Genomic DNA, 17,441 nt, shown 5'->3' with positions numbered 1-17,441 from the left:
CGCCCGGCCCGCACCGGCATGCCCGTCTACCCGACGGGACGGAATTCGGTCGTCGCGAGCTCGACCAGCGCGATCAGGACCTCCTTGCCCGACGCGCGCTCGCGCGCGTCGCACAGCACCACCGGCGTTCCCTCGTCGAGGTCGAGCGCGACCGACACCTCCTCGGCGCTGTAGTCCCGCGTGCCGTCGAAGCAGTTGACGGCCACGACGAACGGCAGCTTGCGGCGCTCGAAGTAGTCGATCGCCGGAAAGGAGTCCACCAGTCGTCTGGTGTCCGCGAGCACCACCGCGCCCAGCGCACCGCGGGCGAGTTCGTCCCACAGGAACCAGAAACGGTTCTGGCCGGGTGTGCCGAAGAGGTACAGCGCCAGGTCGTCGCCGAGCGTGATGCGGCCGAAGTCCAGCGCGACCGTCGTCGTGCGTTTCTCGGCGACGCCTTCGAGGCTGTCCATCGGGCGGCCCGCCTCGGTCAGGAGTTCCTCGGTGCTCAGGGGCCGGATCTCGCTGACCGAACCGATCAAGGTGGTCTTGCCGACGCCGAAGCCGCCGGCCACGAGGATCTTGAGGGCGAGGAAAGGTACGTCAGAGGGCTCGGAGTCCATCGATCACTCTCTTGAGGACGCGCTGGTCGGGGAGTTGAGCGGGGGGTACGGGAGGGCTGACCCGGACGAGACCGGCTTCCAGCAGGTTGCCGAGGAGCACTCGTACGACGGCGAGCGGCAGGCCCGCGTCGGACGCGATGTCGGCCACGGGCCGTGGGCGCGCACTGCAGAGCCGGTGGATCTCCGACTCCTCCGGCGAGAGCACCGGGCCCCGTTCGGGGCGCGTTCGGCCGTGCACGAGGGTCATCAGGTCGAACGTCTCGCTGCCGGCGGGCCGCGCCCGGCCCGACGTCATCGCGTAGAGACGCACCAGCGGGCCCGCCTCGTCGTCGTACCAGCGCCGACCGTGCTCAGTCATCGAAGGGCGGCATCGCACCCGCGTCGCCGCGTGCCGGTGTGCCGAGGTGGGCGCCGACACGCTTCACCAATCGGGCCATCTCGTACGCCACGAGGCCCACATCGGCACTGGCGTCGCTGAACACGGCGAGACAGGAGCCGTGGCCCGCGGCGACGACGAAGAGGAAGCCGTCCTCCAGCTCGACCAGGGTCTGGATGACCTGGCCGGCGCTGAAGTGGTGTCCCGTGCCCTTGGCGAGACTGTGGAACCCGGAGGCGATGGCGGCGAATCTCTCGCCGTCGTCCCTGGTCAGTGCCGCCGACATGCCCACGGGCAGTCCGTCACCGGACAGGACGACCGCGTGGTGGATCTCCGTGACGTGGGTGACCAGTTCCTCCAGCAGCCAGTCGAGTTCACCGGATCGGTGGGGGTTGCCGGTCATCGGCTCTCTCCTTCACGTTCTGTGTTGTCCCCGTGTGCGGTGCCCGGTCGTGGCACACGGTCGGCGTTCCCGCGGGCCCAGCCCGCGCGGAACGAGGTCATGGCGGCCCGCGCCTGCTCGGGGGAGCGGCGGGGCCCGTCCGCGACGGGCGGCGCGTACGTGTCCGGGTCGACGACGCCGTCCGCGGCGCCGGGGCCCGACTGCTGCCGTACGCGACGCGGCAGCGCGGCCTTGCCGCCGGGCGTGGGGGCACCCGGCAGCTCCGGGGGCTGAGGCGGGACGCCCGTCACAGGAGGCACGGGGGCCACGTCCGGCAAAGGCGGTGCCGCGGAGGGCGTGGGCGCCACCGGGGGAACGGGCGCTTCCTGTGCGGTCGGCGCCGGACGTTCCGGCTGCTGCCGGCCGACGACCGGCTCGGCGGTCGGCGGGGCGGGGGCCCGATGCCGTCCGCCGCTCCGCGCCGCCGCTTGTACCGGCGGTCGCCGCTCCGGGCGGCGGCTCGGCAGACCGGCGTCGTCCCCGGCCGTGTCCGGCGCCACCTCGCTGATCAGGGCCGTCGGCAGCAGGATCACGGCCACGACACCGCCGTACACCGAGGGTTGCAGCGAGACGCGCGCGTCGAGGCGGTGGGCCAGCCGGTTCACCACGAAGAGGCCCAGCTGCCCGCTGTCGAGCAGGTCGATCCTGCCCGTGTCCTCGATCCGGCTGTTGGCCTCGGCGAACCCTTCGGTACTCATCCCGAGGCCGCGGTCCTCGATCTCGAAGGCGACCCCGGAGCCGACCCGCTCGCCGCGTACCCGCACGACGGTGTGGGGCGGCGAGAAGGCCGTGGCGTTCTCGACGAGTTCGGCCAGCAGATGGATGAGGTCGGCGACGGCGGCGCCGTGCACCCGTACCTCGGGGACGGCGTGCACCTCCACCCGGCGGAAGTCCTCGACCTCCGCGACGGCGGACCTGACCACGTCCATGAGGGGTACGGGCTGCCGCCAGCCACGCCCCGGCGCCGCGCCGGACAGGATGATCAGGCTCTCGGAGTGCCGGCGCATACGGGTCGTGAGGTGGTCCAGGCGGAAGAGGTCCTCCAGCTCCACCGGGTCGTCGTTGCGGCGCTCCATGGTGTCGAGGAGCGCGAGCTGACGGTGCAGCAGCGCCTGGCTGCGGCGGGCCAGGTTGACGTACACGCCGGAGATCCCGTGGAGGACCTGGGCGCGTTCGGCCGCCGACGTGACGGCGGCGCGGTGCACGGCGACGAGCGCCGCGCCGACCTGCCCGACCTCGTCGTCGCGGTGCGCGCGCAGCGGCGCCAGGACGTCGAGGTCGACGGTCTCTCCGGTGTGCAGCTTCCGGATCGTCTCCGGCAGTTCGCGGCCGGCGAGGGTGAGGGCGGAGTTGCGCAGGTCCGTCAGCTCGCGGACCAGGCCGCGGCCGATCCGGACGGAGATGAAGAGGGAGAGCAGCACACCGAGCAGACCGAGTGCCACGGCCACGCCCGAGCCGCCGAGGACGGCGAAGGAGACGGGGCTCGTTGCGTCGATCGCGGCCGTGCTCACCTTCGTCTGAGCCGCGCCGAGCTGCTGGAGCACCGCGTCGGCGGACGCCTTCCACTCGACGGACCCGGCAAGCCGCCCGGCCGCCGACGCGCCGCCCGCGGCGCGCATCCGGTCCTCGGTGGCGCGCAGTTCACGCATCGCGCTGCCGTTGAGGACCGTACGGTACGCGGCCGCGTCGGCCGGCGGCAGATCGTCCACGGCCGCGAGGAGCCGGCGCTGCGTGTGGGCCGAGCCCACGAACTCCTGGTACTGCTCACGGCTGAAGCGGTCCGACGCCTGCGCGGCGCCCATCAGGGCGTCCTCACGGGCGATCATCTCCCGGGCCCAGGCCAGTTCGAGGACGACCCGGGCCGGGGAGGAGTGCTCCGGTTCGTGCAGTGCGGCCAGCGCGCCCTGGACGGCGAAGCCGTGCTCGATGACGCGCCCGTAGGCGTCGTAGACGTTCTGCCACGCGTCGTCCGAGGCACGGGCCTGCTTGCGCAGCGCCGTCAGGCCGTCGAGGTCCGCGAGGAGCTGGTCGACGCGCCCCGAGAAGTCCGCGCCGACCGCCTGGACGTCCAGGGTGGACGCCTGGGCGCCGCGGCGGAGGGCGGCGGAGGCGGCGTCGGTGTCCTTCTCCAGACCTCCCTGGGACTCGGCCCGCTCCGTGCTCGGGGCGGCGAGGTGGCGCAGGGCTCCGGCGCGCTCGGCCTGGAGCGAGGCGACGAGCGAGTCGATCGGTTTCAGCAGGGTGGAGTTGGCCTCCTGGACGCGGCTCAGCTCCGAGACGCCGGTCGCGGTGGTGACGGTCGCGTACGCCCACAGCGCCATCAGGGACACGGCGGGGACCATCAGGAGGCAGACAATCTTCGCCCGGATAGAGCGTGGCACCAGACGTGCTCTCATCGGTTCCTCGAACAGTCAGGGGCAGGGGGGCAGGGGACAGGGGGCGGTGCTCAGTGGGCCGGCACGTCCGCGGTGTCGAGCGACGCGGCCGCGGCCGCCTCCGTGGCCTCGGCGTTCGCGGCGTTCTCCCGCGCGGTGGGCGACAGGGCGACGAAGGCGGAGGCCAGGAAGAGGAACGAGCCGAGGACCACGGCGAGGGGGAAGACGAACTCCGTCGCCGTGACCCCGTCGAGCACCGTGCGGCGCGGGGCGAGCTCGATCATGACGGCGCCCATCCCGGTGTAGTGCATGCTGCTCACCGCGACCCCCATCACCAGGGAGGCGATCACCGCGCCGGCCGCGCCGCGCACCGTGAGCGCCGCCCACAGCGCGGCGGTCGCCGCGACGACGGCGATGACGAGCGAGAGGACGACCAGCGGCGGGTCGTAGCTGACGGTCCCGTTCAGACGCAGCGCCGCCATGCCGAGGTAGTGCATGGCGGCGACACCGAGTCCGGTGCCGAGGCCGCCGAGCAGCAGGGAACGCCACCGGTTGCGGCCGTGACCGACGGTGAAGACACCCGCGCCGACCACGGCCATCGCGACCACGAGGCTGAGGAGGGTGAGCGGGACGTCGTAGCGGATCGCCGAGCCGGCGACGCCGAAGCCCAGCATGGCGATGAAATGCATGGTCCAGATGCCCGAGGCGATGGCGACGGACGCCGTCACGAGCCAATTGCGCCGCGAACGGCCTTCGGCCGCAAGCGCCCTGACGGTGCACCGCAGTCCGAGTGCGGATCCGACACAGGCCATCGCATAGGCGAGGACCGGGGAAAGCCAGCCGGCGCCGAAGTGGTGCAGATGCGCCACAGTCCCTCCGTTCACGTTTCACGGGTTCAACTTCGCGGCGACGGACGCTAGCACCGAACGTGACGGGGGAAATTCGGCAAAAACAATCGGGACTCTGATTCGGTTCGCGGGGGCGCACGGAGTGCTGCCCTACCAGCGAGTTCAGTGAGCGTCAATGCGCGTCATCCGGACAGATCCTCGACCCGGGAACCGTGTGATCCGCTCGTCGAGTGATGTGGATCACCGGAATTCCCAAGGAAATTCATCCGAGGGGGACCACGGGGTCTTGACGACCTCGCGGGCCGTGGAACGCGAGGTGCAAAAGGGAACACCGCACGGAGCCCAGTTGACGGGGGATTCGGCACTCCGTGCGGTGTCAGTTCAATTCTGAGCGGTACGCGGACGGTTCCGCGGTGTCCTTGGTGACGGGTCTCGCTGACGAAAGTCACGGGTCACCACGGGTCGACGGACTCCTCGACCACCCGGAGGCTCTGCCCGTCCGCGTCGGCGGCCCCGCTGATCCGGCCGCCCTTCGAACGGGCCACCGCGTGAAGGAACGCCACCGTCTCCGCCGTGATGACCTCACCCGGCATCAGGACCGGGACACCGGGCGGGCAGGCCGTGACCGTGGCGGCGGAGACCATGCCCACCGCGGTGGCCGAGGGCACCACCCGGTCGGTACCGAAGAAGGCCTCGCGGACGGTGAGCCTGCCGGGCCCCGGTTCGGGGAGCGCGAGCCGCAAGGGCTGCGGGAGGTCGGTGTGGAGGACCGGCAGGGCGTGGAGCGCGTCGAGGAACCCCTCGGCGTCCGGCTCGACTTCGGTGCCGAGCACGACGGAGAGGACCGTCTCGGTGGCCGTCTCGACGGTGACACCGCGGGCCACCCCCGCGAGCCTGCGGAAGGCCTGGTGGCCGGAGATGCCGCCGTCACGCGTGTTGACGGTGATGCGGAGCGGTTCCGTCGCGGCGATCCCGCCGATGCCGGCGAACCCCTCGTCGACCAGGGAGAACCGGCCCTCCTTCCGTACGGCGGCGCGAACCGTGACGGCCGCCTCCAGCGAGTCGAGGACGTGGTCCCAGCTCCGCGCGGGCTGTTCGGCGGGCGGCACCTCCCCGCTCGCACGGCCGGCGAGGTCCACCGCGCGATCGATGAGCGGCCGCAGCAGGTCGGCGTGCGGCCCGTCTCCCAACCGGAGCACGGGAGTCGCGCCGCGTACGACCGTGAGGTCGGCGCCGTGCGCGAGCGCGTCCGGCAGTACTTCCGGATGCCCACCGAACAACGGGGACCGCCAGGTCTCGTCGACGATCAGCGGAATCCCCGCGCCATGGGCCGCGTCGGCGAGCGCGCGGATGTCCGCCACGGCTCCGTACCGGGTGGGGGAGACGATGTGGGCCACGGCAACGTCGGGGCGTTCCTCCGCAGCCTCGGCCAGGTCCTCGGCCCGGACGCAGTGCGCGATCCCGTGGACGAGGTCGACCGAAGGCCGTAGGAAGGCCGCGTCGAGCCCGGAGAGAACGAGACCGTCGAGGACGGAGGCCGGGGCGTCCCGCTGGACGACCATGCTCCGGCCCAGGGCGGGCACGACCAGAGCCGTGATGAAGTGTTCCAACGGGCTGCCGTGCGACAGCACCCAGATCTTCCGCGCGGGCCTGACCTCGGTGGGGGACATGTCTGCCGTACCTCTCCCCACCGACTTGCGGCTTCAGCGAACGGTCGACGCCGTCCGGACAGGTGGGGGTACGCCTCCGCACGGCATCCCTTCCATCGTCACCGGCGTCCGACGGCCCCCGACCTGTCGAAGGTCAGGGCCGGGTCCCGACCTCCGACAGGCCGAAGGACCCGGAGGGCCCGGAAGGCCCGGAGGACAAACCCCTAGGGCTCTTACGGCTAGTCGCTGGAGAGGCCCGACCGGTAGGCGATCCGGGCGGCCTCGACGCGGTTCGAGACGCCGAGGCGGGCCAGGAGCTGGGTCACGTGGGACTTGACCGTGCCCTCGGTCATCCCCAGTTCGGCGCCGATGCCCGCGTTGGACAGGCCGCGTCCCAGGAGACGCAGGACGTCGACCTGGCGGGCGGTCAGCGAGGCGATGAGCGGGTCGTCCTCGGCGGGGGTCCGGTCCGCCCCTCGGGTGGTGAGGTCGATGACGTGGCCGGTGACGGAGGGGGCGAACACGGCGTGGCCGGCGGCGATGTCCCGCAGCGCGCCGAGCAGGTCCGCCGGCGGGGTGTCCTTCACCAGGAACCCGACCGCGCCGGCGGCGAGTGCCCGCTCGACGTATTCGTCCTGGCCGAACGTGGTGAGGACGAGCACCGCGGGCGGCGTCGGCGACTCCCGCAGGAGCCGTGTCGCGGCGATGCCGTCGAGCCCCGGCATGCGCAGGTCCATGACCACGATGTCGGGCTGCAGGGCGCGCGCCCGCTCGATCGCGGAGCGCCCGTCCCAGGCCTCCGCGACCACCCGGACGTCCGGGCTCGCGTCGATGATCCTCCGAAGACCGTCGCGGACCGCCGGATCGTCGTCCGCGACGAGCACGCTGATCATGACCTGAACCTCATCCCCTCATGCTCGCCCAGTCCCCGGCCGGGGGCGACGGGACGGCCTGGACGGGGCAGCACCGGCGGCGCTCACCGAGCCCCGTCGGCAGGGGCTGGATACCGTGACAGCATGGCCGCGCCCCCGCACTCCCGCTGGCCACCTAGGCGCGTGGATGCCTTGGTCACCCTGGTCGTCGTCGCCCTGGGCATCGGCGACTCCTGGGTGAAGCCGTCCAGCGGCCTGCTGACCGGGCTTCCCACACCGGTGATCGCGGCCTGCGCCGCGCTCGTCGGCGCCACGCTGTGGTGGCGCAGGCGACGGCCGTACCTGGTCGCCGACTTCGTGCTCGTCATGCACGTCGTGTCCTTCACCCCGGTGGCCCTGGCCGTCGCGATGTACACCGTCGGCAGCCTCGACCGGCGCCTGAAGGTCCTCATCGCCTACGGAGTGGTCGGCTTCGCCGCTGGTCTCGTGGGTCTGCATGGCGGGCTGCCGACCGCCGGCGTGCGGGAGGCCGCCTATTCGCTGGCGGCCATCGTCGGCCCGCTGGCCGTCGGCTACGCGGTCGGCGTACGACGTGACCTGACGGCGACCGTCCAGGCCCGCGTCGCCGACCTGGAGCGCGAGAACCAGCTCCTGGACGAACGGGCCCGGACCGAGGAGCGGGCGGAGATCGCCCGGGAGATGCACGACGTGGTGGGCCATCGGGTGAGCAACATGGTGCTTGCCGCCGGCGCCCTGGAGGTCGGCCCGGGCGGAAGCGAGCCGGAGACCGTCCGTACCGCCGCGCTCATCAGGTCCGACGGCTGGCAGGCGCTGGAGGAGTTGCGCGAGATCCTCGGCGTACTCGCCCCGTCCCGTACGGCCGCGGGGAAGCAAGGGACGGCCTCCGAACCGGACGCGGAGGGGCTGTCCGACCTGGTGGACCATGCGCGGGAGCGCGGACAGCAGGTGGAGCTGCGGGTGGACGGCCACCCCGAGACCCTGCCGCCGGCCGTGCAGCGCGCGCTCCACCGGATCGTGCGGGAGTCGCTCACCAACGCCTCGAAGTACGCACCCGGTGCCACCGTGCGCGTGGACGTGGACTGCCGCGCCGACGGCGTCTATCTGAAGGTCGCCAACACCGCTCCCACGGGGCCGCCCCCGGTCGATCTGCCCAGCGGGGGCCACGGCCTCGTCGGCATGACCGAGCGCGTGACCCTGCTCGGCGGGACACTCACAGCGGGGCCGCACGACGGCGGCTTCCTGGTCTCGGCCGTCATCCCGCACCGCCGAGGAGCGTCATGAGCATCCGGGTCCTGATCGCCGACGACAACGAGATCACCCGCCGCGGGCTGCTGTGGATCATCGACACCAGCGGGGACATCGAGGTCTGCGGGCAGGCGGCGGACGGGGAGGAAGCCGTGGCCCTGGCCGAGGAGACCCGGCCCGACGTGGTCCTCCTCGACGTGCGCATGCCGCGTGTCGACGGCCTCGCGGCCCTCGGCCGACTGCTCGCGCGGCCCGAGCCGCCACGGGTGCTGATGCTCACCACCTTCCACGAGGACGAAGGGGTACGGACGGCCTTGCGGGCCGGAGCGGCCGGCTTCCTGCTCAAGGACACTCCGCCCGAGGCCCTGCTGCGCGCGATCCGCGACGTCCACGGGGGCCACGCGGTCCTCGGCCCGCCCGTCGCCAAGCGGCTGGTGGACGGCCTCGCCCGCAGCGCGCCGTCGATCGGCCCCGAGGAGCAGGAGCGGCTCGACTCACTCACGCCGCGCGAACTCGACGTCCTGCGGCTGCTCGCCGTCGGACTGACCAACAGCGCGATCGCGGCCGAACTCGGCACCACCGAGGGCACGGTCAAGGGATACGTCAGCTCGGTCCTGGCCAAGCTGCAGACGGAGAGCCGGGTCCAGGCGGCGCGGACGGCCTACCGCGCGGGCCTGGACAGGGACTGATCACTCCCGATGAGTGTCCCGATCGGGGCTGATCGATCCGTCTTCGGATACGAAGGTCTATCGATCAGACTGATCGGAAGAATTTTCCGTCGCCTCGCCGCAGGAAGCGCGTACCCGCAGCTCAGGCAGCAGATCGACGTGCCGACGAGCCCCGCCCGAGGTCCCCGCGGCCCGTTCGCGTACCCGCTGGAGCAGTAGCTCGGCGGCGGTCGCCCCGACCTCGTACTTGGGCGGGGCCACCGCCGTGAGCGGGAGGTCGGAGAGCGCCGCCACATCGTCGTCGTACGCCACGAGGGCGAGATCCTCCGGGACGCGGAGGTGGGGCGCGCGGCTGCGCAGGCTCTGCAGGAGCAGGATCGCGTCGATGTCGCTGAGTACGAGCGCGGCGGTGACCTCGCCGCTGTCGACCAGGGCGGCGAGCCGCTCCGCCACGGTGTCGATCCGCTCCGTGTCGACCTCACCGCCCTGCAGCGCGAGGGGTTCGACCGGGGGGCCGGACACGCCGAAGGCGCGCAGCGCCGCCTCGTAGCCGCGCCGTACCTGTACCGCGGTCGGGCTCTCCCCGGCGACCAGGGCGATCTTCCGGTGCCCGATCTCGACGAGGTGGCGCACGGCCACGCCCGCGCCCGCCGCGTGGTCGGTGCAGACGTGGTCGAGCCCGGCGACGCGGGTGCCCACCTCGCCGCGGCGCTCCACGAGGACCGCCGGCAGCGTGAGCTCGCCACCCGTGGTGGCCGCCCCGCCCGCGTCCTCGGCCCCGCCGGTGCCGGTCGGCCAGCTGGGTGTAAGGAGCAGCCCGTGGACACCGGCTTCCAGCATGCGGTCCACCTGGGCCGCGTCCTGCTCGGGCCGGTAGCCGGAGTAGCCGAGGATGAGCCGGCCGCCGACCGCGGCGACGGTCTCCCGCGCGCCCCGGATGATCTCCCCGAAGTAGTGCTGGGACTGCGGGACGACCATCCCGATCACCGGCGCTTCCGGCTCCGGCGCGGTGGACGGGCGGAGCTCGGGAATCGGCTGTGGCGCCTGCCCCCGAGGCGCCGGTGTGCCCGGCCAGTGGACCGCTCCGCGCACCCGGTCGAGTCGTCCGCGTGACGCCAGCGTCTCCACGTCCCGGCGCGCGGTGACCAGGGAGATGCCGAGGTGGTGGGCGAGGTCGGAGACGCGCAGACTGCCGTGCTCCCGCACGAGTTCCACGATCCGCTCGTGACGTTCGTCCACCGTGTATCGCACACCGTCTCCCCGCGTTCCGTGACTCCGCGCCGACTCCGCGCCGACTCCGCGCTCAGCTCTCTGCTCAGCTCCGAGCGATCACCCTACTTCTTCCGATCAAACCGCGTGTTTTCGTACCATCGCTCAAGCGATCTTGACGATCGAAAGAGCGATCAATATGGTCGCGTCATGACCTCGCTGTACATCCGCACGGCCGAGCAGATCATGCGGGACGCCCGCGATCACGCCGGTGGCGGGCCCGGGCTACGCAGAATTCCGAGCGAGCGCGACCTCGCCTCCTCACTGCGGGTGAACCGGCAGACGGTGCGGCGCGCCCTGGAACACCTCCGTACGGGCGGGCTGATCCGCACCGACCGGAGCGGCACCTACGCCTACACCGGGAAGGGCGCACCGGACCGGCCCGCCGTGGGCCTGGGCTCACAGCCTCTGTACCCCGGCGGGGCCGACTTCAGCGGCCTGACCGTCCGTGCCGCCGCCACCCTCTCGTACGAACCCGTACCACCGCCCATCGAGGCGCTGCTGGGGCTCTGCCCGGAGCGGCCCACGCTGGTCCACCGGCACCAGCTCGTGCTCGGCTCGGGGGAGACGGTGCAGCGGGCGGTCTCGTACTTCTCGCCCACCGCCCTGTCCCACGTGCCCAAACTGAGCCGGCGCGTCCGCCGGGTCCGCCGCCAGCCGCACGGCCCTCAACCCGACCTGCGCCACCTGTACCTGTGGATGGCGGAGGCCGGCCTGCGGCCCGTGCGACGGGACCGGGTGCGGGTGAACCCGGGCCAGTGCGGCGAACTCTGGCTCTCCATACGGAAGCTGGTGCACGACCAGCACAACCGGCTCCTGGAGGTCACGGACCTGAACATCGACCCGCAGCGCGGGGAGGTCGGGTACGAATTCGCTCTTCCCGCCCTCCCCTGACGCTGGCCTCCCCTGACGCTGGCCTCCCCTGACGCTGGCCTCCCCTGACGCTGGCCTCCGCTGGCGCTCGCGTCCGCTGAAGCGCCGCCGGCGCCTACAGCCAGGTGCCGAAGCGGCGGACGTACCAGGTCTTCACGAGCTGGGTGAGCGCGCAGTACGCGAGGAGGACGCCGACCAGCCACGGGAAGTAGCCGAGCGGCAGGGCGACGAACCCCAGGCTCGCCGCGAGCGGCGAGAAGGGCAGGAACAGCCCCGTGGCGACCCCGAGCACGGTCATGGCCAGCACGGGCCACGAGGCGCGGGACTGGATGAACGGGATCTTCCGGGTCCGGATCATGTGGACGACCAGGGTCTGCGAGAGCAGGCCCTCGATGAACCAGCCGGACTGGAAGAGCGACTGCTCGGCCACCGTGTTCGCGGCGAAGACGTGCCACATGACCAGGAACATCGCGATGTCGAAGATCGAGCTGATGGGCCCGATCGTCAGCATGAACCGGCCGATCCCCTTCGCGTCCCAGGTACGCGGCTCGCGCAGGTACTCCTCGTCCATCCGGTCCCAGGGCGTGGCCAGCTGGGAGATGTCGTAGACCAGGTTCTGTACGAGGAGCATGATCGCGAGCATCGGCTGGAACGGGATGAACGCGCTCGCCACGAGGACCGAGAAGACGTTGCCGAAGTTCGACGAAGCCGTCATCTTGATGTACTTGATGGTGTTGCCGAAGGTCGTCCGGCCCTGGACCACGCCCTGTTCGAGGACGGTGAGGTCCTTCTCCAGGAGGATGATGTCGGCGGACTCCTTGGCGATGTCGACGGCCGTGTCCACCGAGATGCCGACGTCGGCGTCGCGCAGCGCCGCCGCGTCGTTGATCCCGTCGCCGAGGAAGCCGACCGTGTGGCCCTCGGCCTGCAGCGCCCGTACGACGCGGGCCTTCTGAACCGGGTTGACCTTCGCGAACACCGTGGTCCGGGCGGCCAGTTCGCGCAGCGCGGCGTCATCGAGGGCGTCCAGGTCGGCCCCCGTGACGACGCGGCCGGCGTCCAGGCCGACCTCCGCGCAGACCCGGGCCGCGACCAACTCGTTGTCGCCGGTGACGACCTTCACGGTGATGCCGTTGTCGGCGAGGCCGCGCAGGGCGTCCGCCGCGTCCGCCTTCGGCGGGTCGAGGAAGGCGAGGAAGCCGACGAGGGTCAGCTCCGCCTCGTCGGCCACGCCGTACGTCTCGCGGCGCGCGCCCATGGTCCGGGTGGCGACGGCGAGGACCCTCAGGCCCTGCCGGTTGTGGTCCTGGGCGGTGCGGGTGACGCGCCCACGGAGCTGGTCCGTGAGTGCGACGGTACGGCCGCCGTCGCGCAGGTGGGTGCAGAGGGCGACGACCTCTTCGACGGCTCCCTTGGTGATGAGGACGTGGCCGGGCGGCGCGGCGGCCTCGTCCGGGGTGAGGGCGTTGCGGCGCAGGACCACGGACATGCGGCGCCGGGCGAAGTCGAAGGGGATCTCGTCGACGAGGGTGAAACGGGAGTCGACGACGACCTCCTCGGCCTCGTGGACGCGGTCGATGACGGCCTGGTCGAGCAGGTTGCGCAGACCGGTCTGGAAGTGGGCGTTGAGGTATCCGTACTCGAGCACGTCGGCGTTCTCGGCGCCGTGGACGTCCAGGTGGCGGGCGAGGACGATCCGGTCCTCGGTGAGGGTGCCGGTCTTGTCCGTGCACAGCACGTCCATCGCGCCCAGGTTCTGGATCGCGTTGAGCTGCTTGACGACGACCTTCTTCTTCGCCATCGCCACCGCGCCGCGCGCCAGGTTGGTGGAGACGACCATGGGCAGCATCTCGGGGGTCAGCCCGACGGCGACGGCGATCGCGAACAGGAAGGCCTCGTGCCAGTCGCCCTTGGTGACTCCGTTGATCGCGAAGACCACGGGGACCATGACCAGCATGAACCGGATCAGCAGGAAGCTGACCTTGCGGACGCCGACGTCGAAGGTGGTCTGCGGGCGCGAGCCGACCAGGGACCCGGCCATGGAACCGAAGTACGTGTCGGAGCCGGTGGCCACGACGACACCGGTCGCGGTGCCTGAGGTGACGGAAGTGCCCATCAGACAGAGGTTGTCGGCCTCGGCGGGGTCGAAGCCCGTACGACGGCCAGGGTCCGGCGCCGTCCCGGTGTCGGCCTTGGCGACGGGCAGCGACTCGCCGGAGAGCGAGGCCTGAGAGACCATCAGGTCCTTGGCCGTCAGCAGGCGCAGGTCGGCCGGGACGAGGTCGCCGGCCGCCAGTCGCACCACATCACCGGGTACGACCTGGTCGATCGGGATCTCGACGGTGGTGGGGGCCGCACCGCGTCCGGCCCGGCGCTGGACGGCGGTCGTCGTGGTGACCAGCGCCTTCAGCGCGTCCGCGGCCCGGCCGGACCGGTACTCCTGCCAGAAGCGCAGCAGCCCGCTGATCGCGACCATCGTCGACAGGATGACGACACCCGGGTCGGCGGGGTCCTGCCAGTACATGACGGCGGCCAGGAAGAGGAGTACGGCGATGAACGGGTTGCAGTAGGCCTTGACCAACTGCGTGGCCCAGCCGGGCGTCCGCTCCTCGGCGACGACGTTGCGGCCGTGGACCTGCAGACGGTGGGCGGCCTCACGGTGCTCCAGGCCTTCGCGGCCGGCGGCGAGGTCGGCAAGCACGTCGGCGGAGCTCCGGCCCCCGACCTCGTGGAGCCGTCCGGCGGCGGCGCTCGTACGGGCCTGCAGCTCGGCGAAGCCGCGCTCGCGGCGCAGCGCGCCGGAACGGCGGGGCGAGGACTTCTTCTGGGTGGTGAGCAGGGCCATGGTGAGCCTCCCTCCCGAGATCCGGGCGCGGCAGGGCCGGGCGCGGCTCAGGGAGTGGTCGTGCTGAAGGGGTGGGTCCACCGGGCGGGGGCGGCCGACGGGACGTGGCGCGTCGGCGCGGCACGCGGCGGACAGGCGGCCGGTCTGGCGCTCAGGCGCTCAGGAGACCAGCGGGGTACGGCAAGGACTTCCTTCGGGACTCATCCCGAACACCTCCTTGCTCCGTACCGACAGAATTGCCGCCTCGGCCTGCTCACGCGGCACGGCGACATATCGACCGTAGCCGCGCCCAAGCGGCGCGGAGGATGACGAAAGTCGCGACGTGTCATCGGCCAAAAGGGTGATTTCACGTCCCTGACCTGCAGTTTCCTCGGCGATCCCGCGGAGCGACCGCGGCCGACCCCTTTTGCTGTCTCTTTATCGACCGATAGCTACGACAGGGGGTTCACGCGCGCGGAATGCCCCCGCCCCATTTAATGGAAATGTGGCGCGGCAGCGAGAGGTGACTCGGTGACTGGTGAGGGATCAGAGCCTGCGGTGATCAGTGTGCTGGTCGCCGACGACAGTGAGATCGTTCGCCGGGGACTGAGCGAGATCCTCGCGTCGGCCGACGACATCCATGTCGTCGGCCAGGCGTGGGACGGTCACAGCGCCGTCGACCTCGCACGCCGGATGAGCCCGGACGTGGCTCTCGTCGACATCCGCATGCCGGGCATGGACGGCCTGGCCGCCACCCGGGAACTGCGCGCGCTGCCCGCGGCGCCCCGCGTCCTGATCCTCACCACGTTCGGGGCGGACGAGTACGTCGAGGAGGCGATCGCGGCCGGGGCGGGCGGCTTCCTGCTGAAGAACAGCCCTCCCGAGGAGCTGCTGAGGGCCGTCCGGTACGTCGCGACCGGCCAGGGGATCCTCGACCCCGCGGTGACGGGGTGGGTGATGGAGCAGGTGGCCCAGCAGAGCACCCGGCTCACGGCAGAGGAACAGGGACTGCTGGACGGTCTGAGCGACAAGGAACGCCGACTGCTGGGCCTGATCGGCCGCGGGCTGTCGAACGCCGGTATCGGCGAGGAGATCCACGCCAGCGAGGGAACGGTGAAGAACCAGGTCAGCCGCCTGCTGGCCAAGATCGGCGCGGGCAACCGCGTACAGGCGGCCCGCCTGGCGTACCGGGCGGGCCTGGAGGACTGAGGGGGTCGGACAGAGGTCCGGACAGGGGTCGGGACAGAGGTCCGGACGCGGTCGCGGCGGGTTCAGGGTACGGGCGAGGCAGCCCGCCGAGCCGAGGGGTGGACGTCAGGCCCGGCATGAGAAGGAGCCGCATCCAGCCGGTCACGCGGCGGCCGGGACCTGGAACCAGACCCACTTCCCCTGAGAACCCACCGTCGCCACGCCCCACGCCTCGGCCAGCATGTCGAGCAGGTCGAGACCGCGCCCGGTCTCCAGACCCGCGTCCTCGGCCGCGGTCACGTGGCAGGAGCGGACGCCGCCTCCCAGACCGGGCTCCGCGTCGAAGACGGCGCCGGTGATGACCCCGGTGCCTTCGTCGAAGCCGACCGCGACCTGGATCTCCTCGCCCGTGGCGTAGCGGACGGCATTGCCCACGACCTCGGAGAGCAGGAGCTCGGCGGTGTCGCTGCCGCTGTGGTCGCCAGGAGCGACGGCCTTCAGCACCACACGGGCCTCGGCGGCCGCACGCGGGTGACGGGACAGGACGGCCGTACCGCACAGCTCGTTCATGATGGCTCTCCACATCGAAGTGGTCGGCCCCCCTGGCTTCCTCTTCCAGCGTGACCGCGAAAAGGCCGCCGATCCGCTCACTTTCTCCCTCGCCTCGCGGTACGCACGTCACTGGGGGGAGTGACGATCGTCATCGCCACCACGCACGTCACAGGGAGACGCCGAGACCGCGAAGGTACGCGACGGGGTCGATGTCGCTGCCGTGGTCGGGGCCGGTGCGGACCTCGAAGTGCAGGTGCGGGCCGGCTCCGGGTCGCTCCGTGGCCCAGGAACTTCACGGTAGGAACCTCGCGCCCCGCGGTGCTTCGGCCGTGTGGCCACACCCACCTCGGCCATTCGGCCGAGAAACGTGCCCGGGGCATCGATCCGGTTCCCGCCCCCGCGCCGTCAAGACCGCCAGGTCTCCCCGCCCGGGAACAGGGCGTCCACCTGCCAGCCGCCCTCGGGCATGGGGCCCGCCGTGAGCCGCCCGCCCAGAACGTCAGCCCGCTCGGTCATGCCGACCACCCCGAACCCGTCACGGCGGCGCCGCCGGTCGTCCGAGTGCGGGGCGGACCGGCCGTCGTCGCGGACCGTGACACGTACCCCCGTTGGACCCTCGGCGCGCACCGACACCCGTACCTCGGTCGCGCCGACCGCGTGCTTGCGGACATTGGTCAACGACTCGCGCACGATCCGGTGCACGGTCACCGCGAGCAGCTCGTCGACGCGTTCCCCCACCCCCGGCTCCACCTCCAGGACCGCTCGCGGTCCGGTCCGCGAGAAGGCGTCCACCAGCTCGCGGACCTGCTCCATCCCGGCGACGGGCTCCAGCTGGGTTCCCTCCCGCAACATCCCCACCAGGCGGTGCATGGCCGCCAGCGCCTCGTCGCCCTCCGCCGCGATCCGGGTGAACGCCTCCGCGGCGCGCTCACCCGCTTCCGACGTACCGGCGGTCCAGTGGCCCGCCTGGGCCATCACCACGATGCCCGCGACATGATGGGCCACCAGGTCATGCAACTCCCGTGCCAGGTCCCGGCGTTCATCCGCGCGCACGGCCGCCAGGTCGGTGGCCCGCCGGCCGTCGTGCACGCGCAGGGACAGCGCGTTGGCCGCGACGCCCGCCGTCGCCGCCATCTCCAGGAGGTTCAGCGCGTGCAGATCACGCGGGGGTACGGCCACCGCCGCCACCGCGAGCAGCGGGCCGAGCCGCACCGCCGTCCGTACGTCGCTGCGCCGCAGCACCGGCCACAGCAGGAACAGCAGGGCGATCGACTCACCCACGCCCCAGTTCCGAAGGGGCAGGCCCGCGAGCAGCAGTACGACCGTCGCCCCGAGCGACACCAGCGCCGCCGTCGCCGCCCTGACCTCGAGCCGTACCCGCCGTACCGGCAGCGCGCACAGACAGACCAGCAGACCGGTGACCAGACCGGTCGTACGCTCCGTGGCCGACTCGTAGTCGACCCGCAGGTACTCGGCCACCACGAGCGCGGGCAGCAGCACCGCCAGGAGACCGATCGCGATCCGCTTGCGCACCATGGTGTCCCTCGCAGCCGGCGGTCGGCAGGCACCGTACCTGCCGATTCCGCCCGTGAGCATCCCAACACGGCACGGCCCGGCCGACCGTCGTGACGGGCACC

General features: G+C 72.0%; 15 protein-coding genes. 4 read left to right on the top strand and 11 right to left on the bottom strand.

The features are described from left to right. Positions 1-26 precede the first annotated feature (26 nt). The 7 genes from ACFWRO_RS30790 to ACFWRO_RS30760 form a co-directional block, all read right to left on the bottom strand. Positions 27-602: an ATP/GTP-binding protein gene (locus tag ACFWRO_RS30790; RefSeq protein WP_384515914.1), complete on the bottom strand. Its 576-nt coding sequence runs from the start codon at positions 600-602 to the stop codon at positions 27-29. Further along, positions 583-960: a DUF742 domain-containing protein gene (locus tag ACFWRO_RS30785; RefSeq protein ID WP_384515911.1), complete on the bottom strand. Its 378-nt coding sequence runs from the start codon at positions 958-960 to the stop codon at positions 583-585. Before ACFWRO_RS30785 ends, ACFWRO_RS30790 begins: the two co-directional genes overlap by 20 nt. After that, positions 953-1,381, bottom strand: a complete 429-nt coding sequence (locus ACFWRO_RS30780) for a roadblock/LC7 domain-containing protein (protein WP_384515909.1) — start codon at positions 1,379-1,381, stop codon at positions 953-955. The genes ACFWRO_RS30785 and ACFWRO_RS30780 overlap by 8 nt, the downstream gene beginning before the upstream one ends. Beyond that, positions 1,378-3,741, bottom strand: a complete 2,364-nt coding sequence (locus tag ACFWRO_RS30775; protein WP_384515923.1) for a nitrate- and nitrite sensing domain-containing protein — start codon at positions 3,739-3,741, stop codon at positions 1,378-1,380. Before ACFWRO_RS30775 ends, ACFWRO_RS30780 begins: the two co-directional genes overlap by 4 nt. A gap of 125 nt (positions 3,742-3,866) precedes the next feature. After that, the gene (locus ACFWRO_RS30770; RefSeq protein WP_384515906.1) at positions 3,867-4,664 is read right to left on the bottom strand and encodes an MHYT domain-containing protein; all 798 of its coding nucleotides are present in this window, start codon (positions 4,662-4,664) and stop codon (positions 3,867-3,869) included. Between the two features lie 431 nt (positions 4,665-5,095). Beyond that, entirely contained in the window at positions 5,096-6,313 is a 1,218-nt protein-coding gene (locus ACFWRO_RS30765; protein ID WP_384515903.1) for an amino acid decarboxylase, read from the bottom strand. 218 nt (positions 6,314-6,531) lie between these two features. Continuing rightward, entirely contained in the window at positions 6,532-7,185 is a 654-nt protein-coding gene (locus tag ACFWRO_RS30760; protein ID WP_384515900.1) for a response regulator, read from the bottom strand. A 123-nt stretch (positions 7,186-7,308) separates the two neighbouring features. Between ACFWRO_RS30760 and ACFWRO_RS30755 the strand changes: the two genes are divergently transcribed. Next, positions 7,309-8,466, top strand: a complete 1,158-nt coding sequence (locus ACFWRO_RS30755; RefSeq protein ID WP_384515897.1) for a sensor histidine kinase — start codon at positions 7,309-7,311, stop codon at positions 8,464-8,466. Further along, positions 8,463-9,119 carry a response regulator gene (locus tag ACFWRO_RS30750; RefSeq protein ID WP_384515894.1) on the top strand — a complete coding sequence of 219 codons (657 nt, stop codon included), beginning with the start codon at positions 8,463-8,465 and terminating at the stop codon, positions 9,117-9,119. Before ACFWRO_RS30755 ends, ACFWRO_RS30750 begins: the two co-directional genes overlap by 4 nt. 57 nt (positions 9,120-9,176) lie before the next feature. Here ACFWRO_RS30750 and ACFWRO_RS30745 read toward each other — a convergent pair whose 3' ends face one another. After that, complete coding sequence (locus tag ACFWRO_RS30745; protein WP_384515892.1) at positions 9,177-10,349, bottom strand: substrate-binding domain-containing protein; 1,173 nt, start codon at positions 10,347-10,349, stop codon at positions 9,177-9,179. A gap of 168 nt (positions 10,350-10,517) precedes the next feature. On the opposite strand from ACFWRO_RS30745, the gene ACFWRO_RS30740 reads away from it, so the two are divergent. Beyond that, entirely contained in the window at positions 10,518-11,261 is a 744-nt protein-coding gene (locus ACFWRO_RS30740; protein WP_384515889.1) for a GntR family transcriptional regulator, read from the top strand. A gap of 94 nt (positions 11,262-11,355) precedes the next feature. On the opposite strand, the gene mgtA is transcribed toward ACFWRO_RS30740, so the two are convergent. Beyond that, on the bottom strand, positions 11,356-14,085 hold the full coding sequence (gene mgtA, locus ACFWRO_RS30735) for a magnesium-translocating P-type ATPase (protein ID WP_384515886.1): 2,730 nt from the start codon (positions 14,083-14,085) through the stop codon (positions 11,356-11,358). Positions 14,086-14,622: 537 nt separating this feature from the next. Here mgtA and ACFWRO_RS30730 point away from each other — a divergent pair. Continuing rightward, on the top strand, positions 14,623-15,273 hold the full coding sequence (locus tag ACFWRO_RS30730; protein ID WP_384515883.1) for a response regulator: 651 nt from the start codon (positions 14,623-14,625) through the stop codon (positions 15,271-15,273). Positions 15,274-15,414: 141 nt separating this feature from the next. Here the strand turns inward: ACFWRO_RS30730 and ACFWRO_RS30725 are convergent, their stop codons facing one another. Continuing rightward, positions 15,415-15,822, bottom strand: coding sequence for an ATP-binding protein (locus tag ACFWRO_RS30725; protein ID WP_384515881.1), 408 nt, complete (start codon positions 15,820-15,822; stop codon positions 15,415-15,417). Positions 15,823-16,209: 387 nt separating this feature from the next. Beyond that, positions 16,210-17,340 (bottom strand): sensor histidine kinase, encoded by a 1,131-nt coding sequence (locus ACFWRO_RS30720; RefSeq protein WP_384515878.1) that lies wholly within the window; start codon positions 17,338-17,340, stop codon positions 16,210-16,212. Positions 17,341-17,441: the final 101 nt, after the last annotated feature.

The organism is Streptomyces sp. NPDC058579 (assembly GCF_042718575.1).
In the GTDB taxonomy this organism is placed as follows: domain Bacteria; phylum Actinomycetota; class Actinomycetes; order Streptomycetales; family Streptomycetaceae; genus Streptomyces.
Note: the sequence above shows the minus strand (reverse complement) of the source record. Positions and strands in the feature narration are given on the sequence as shown.

Bases quoted from the DNA above. Each gene is read 5' to 3' on its own strand.
- mgtA (WP_384515886.1), bottom strand. From the start codon at position 14,085: ATGGCCCTGCTCACCACCCAGAAGAAGTCCTCGCCCCGCCGTTCCGGC.
- ACFWRO_RS30790 (WP_384515914.1), bottom strand. From the start codon at position 602: ATGGACTCCGAGCCCTCTGACGTACCTTTCCTCGCCCTCAAGATCCTC.
- ACFWRO_RS30750 (WP_384515894.1), top strand. From the start codon at position 8,463: ATGAGCATCCGGGTCCTGATCGCCGACGACAACGAGATCACCCGCCGC.
- ACFWRO_RS30760 (WP_384515900.1), bottom strand. From the start codon at position 7,185: ATGATCAGCGTGCTCGTCGCGGACGACGATCCGGCGGTCCGCGACGGT.
- ACFWRO_RS30740 (WP_384515889.1), top strand. From the start codon at position 10,518: ATGACCTCGCTGTACATCCGCACGGCCGAGCAGATCATGCGGGACGCC.
- ACFWRO_RS30785 (WP_384515911.1), bottom strand. From the start codon at position 960: ATGACTGAGCACGGTCGGCGCTGGTACGACGACGAGGCGGGCCCGCTG.
- ACFWRO_RS30775 (WP_384515923.1), bottom strand. From the start codon at position 3,741: ATGGCGCTGTGGGCGTACGCGACCGTCACCACCGCGACCGGCGTCTCG.
- ACFWRO_RS30780 (WP_384515909.1), bottom strand. From the start codon at position 1,381: ATGACCGGCAACCCCCACCGATCCGGTGAACTCGACTGGCTGCTGGAG.
- ACFWRO_RS30725 (WP_384515881.1), bottom strand. From the start codon at position 15,822: ATGAACGAGCTGTGCGGTACGGCCGTCCTGTCCCGTCACCCGCGTGCG.
- ACFWRO_RS30755 (WP_384515897.1), top strand. From the start codon at position 7,309: ATGGCCGCGCCCCCGCACTCCCGCTGGCCACCTAGGCGCGTGGATGCC.
- ACFWRO_RS30720 (WP_384515878.1), bottom strand. From the start codon at position 17,340: ATGGTGCGCAAGCGGATCGCGATCGGTCTCCTGGCGGTGCTGCTGCCC.
- ACFWRO_RS30765 (WP_384515903.1), bottom strand. From the start codon at position 6,313: ATGTCCCCCACCGAGGTCAGGCCCGCGCGGAAGATCTGGGTGCTGTCG.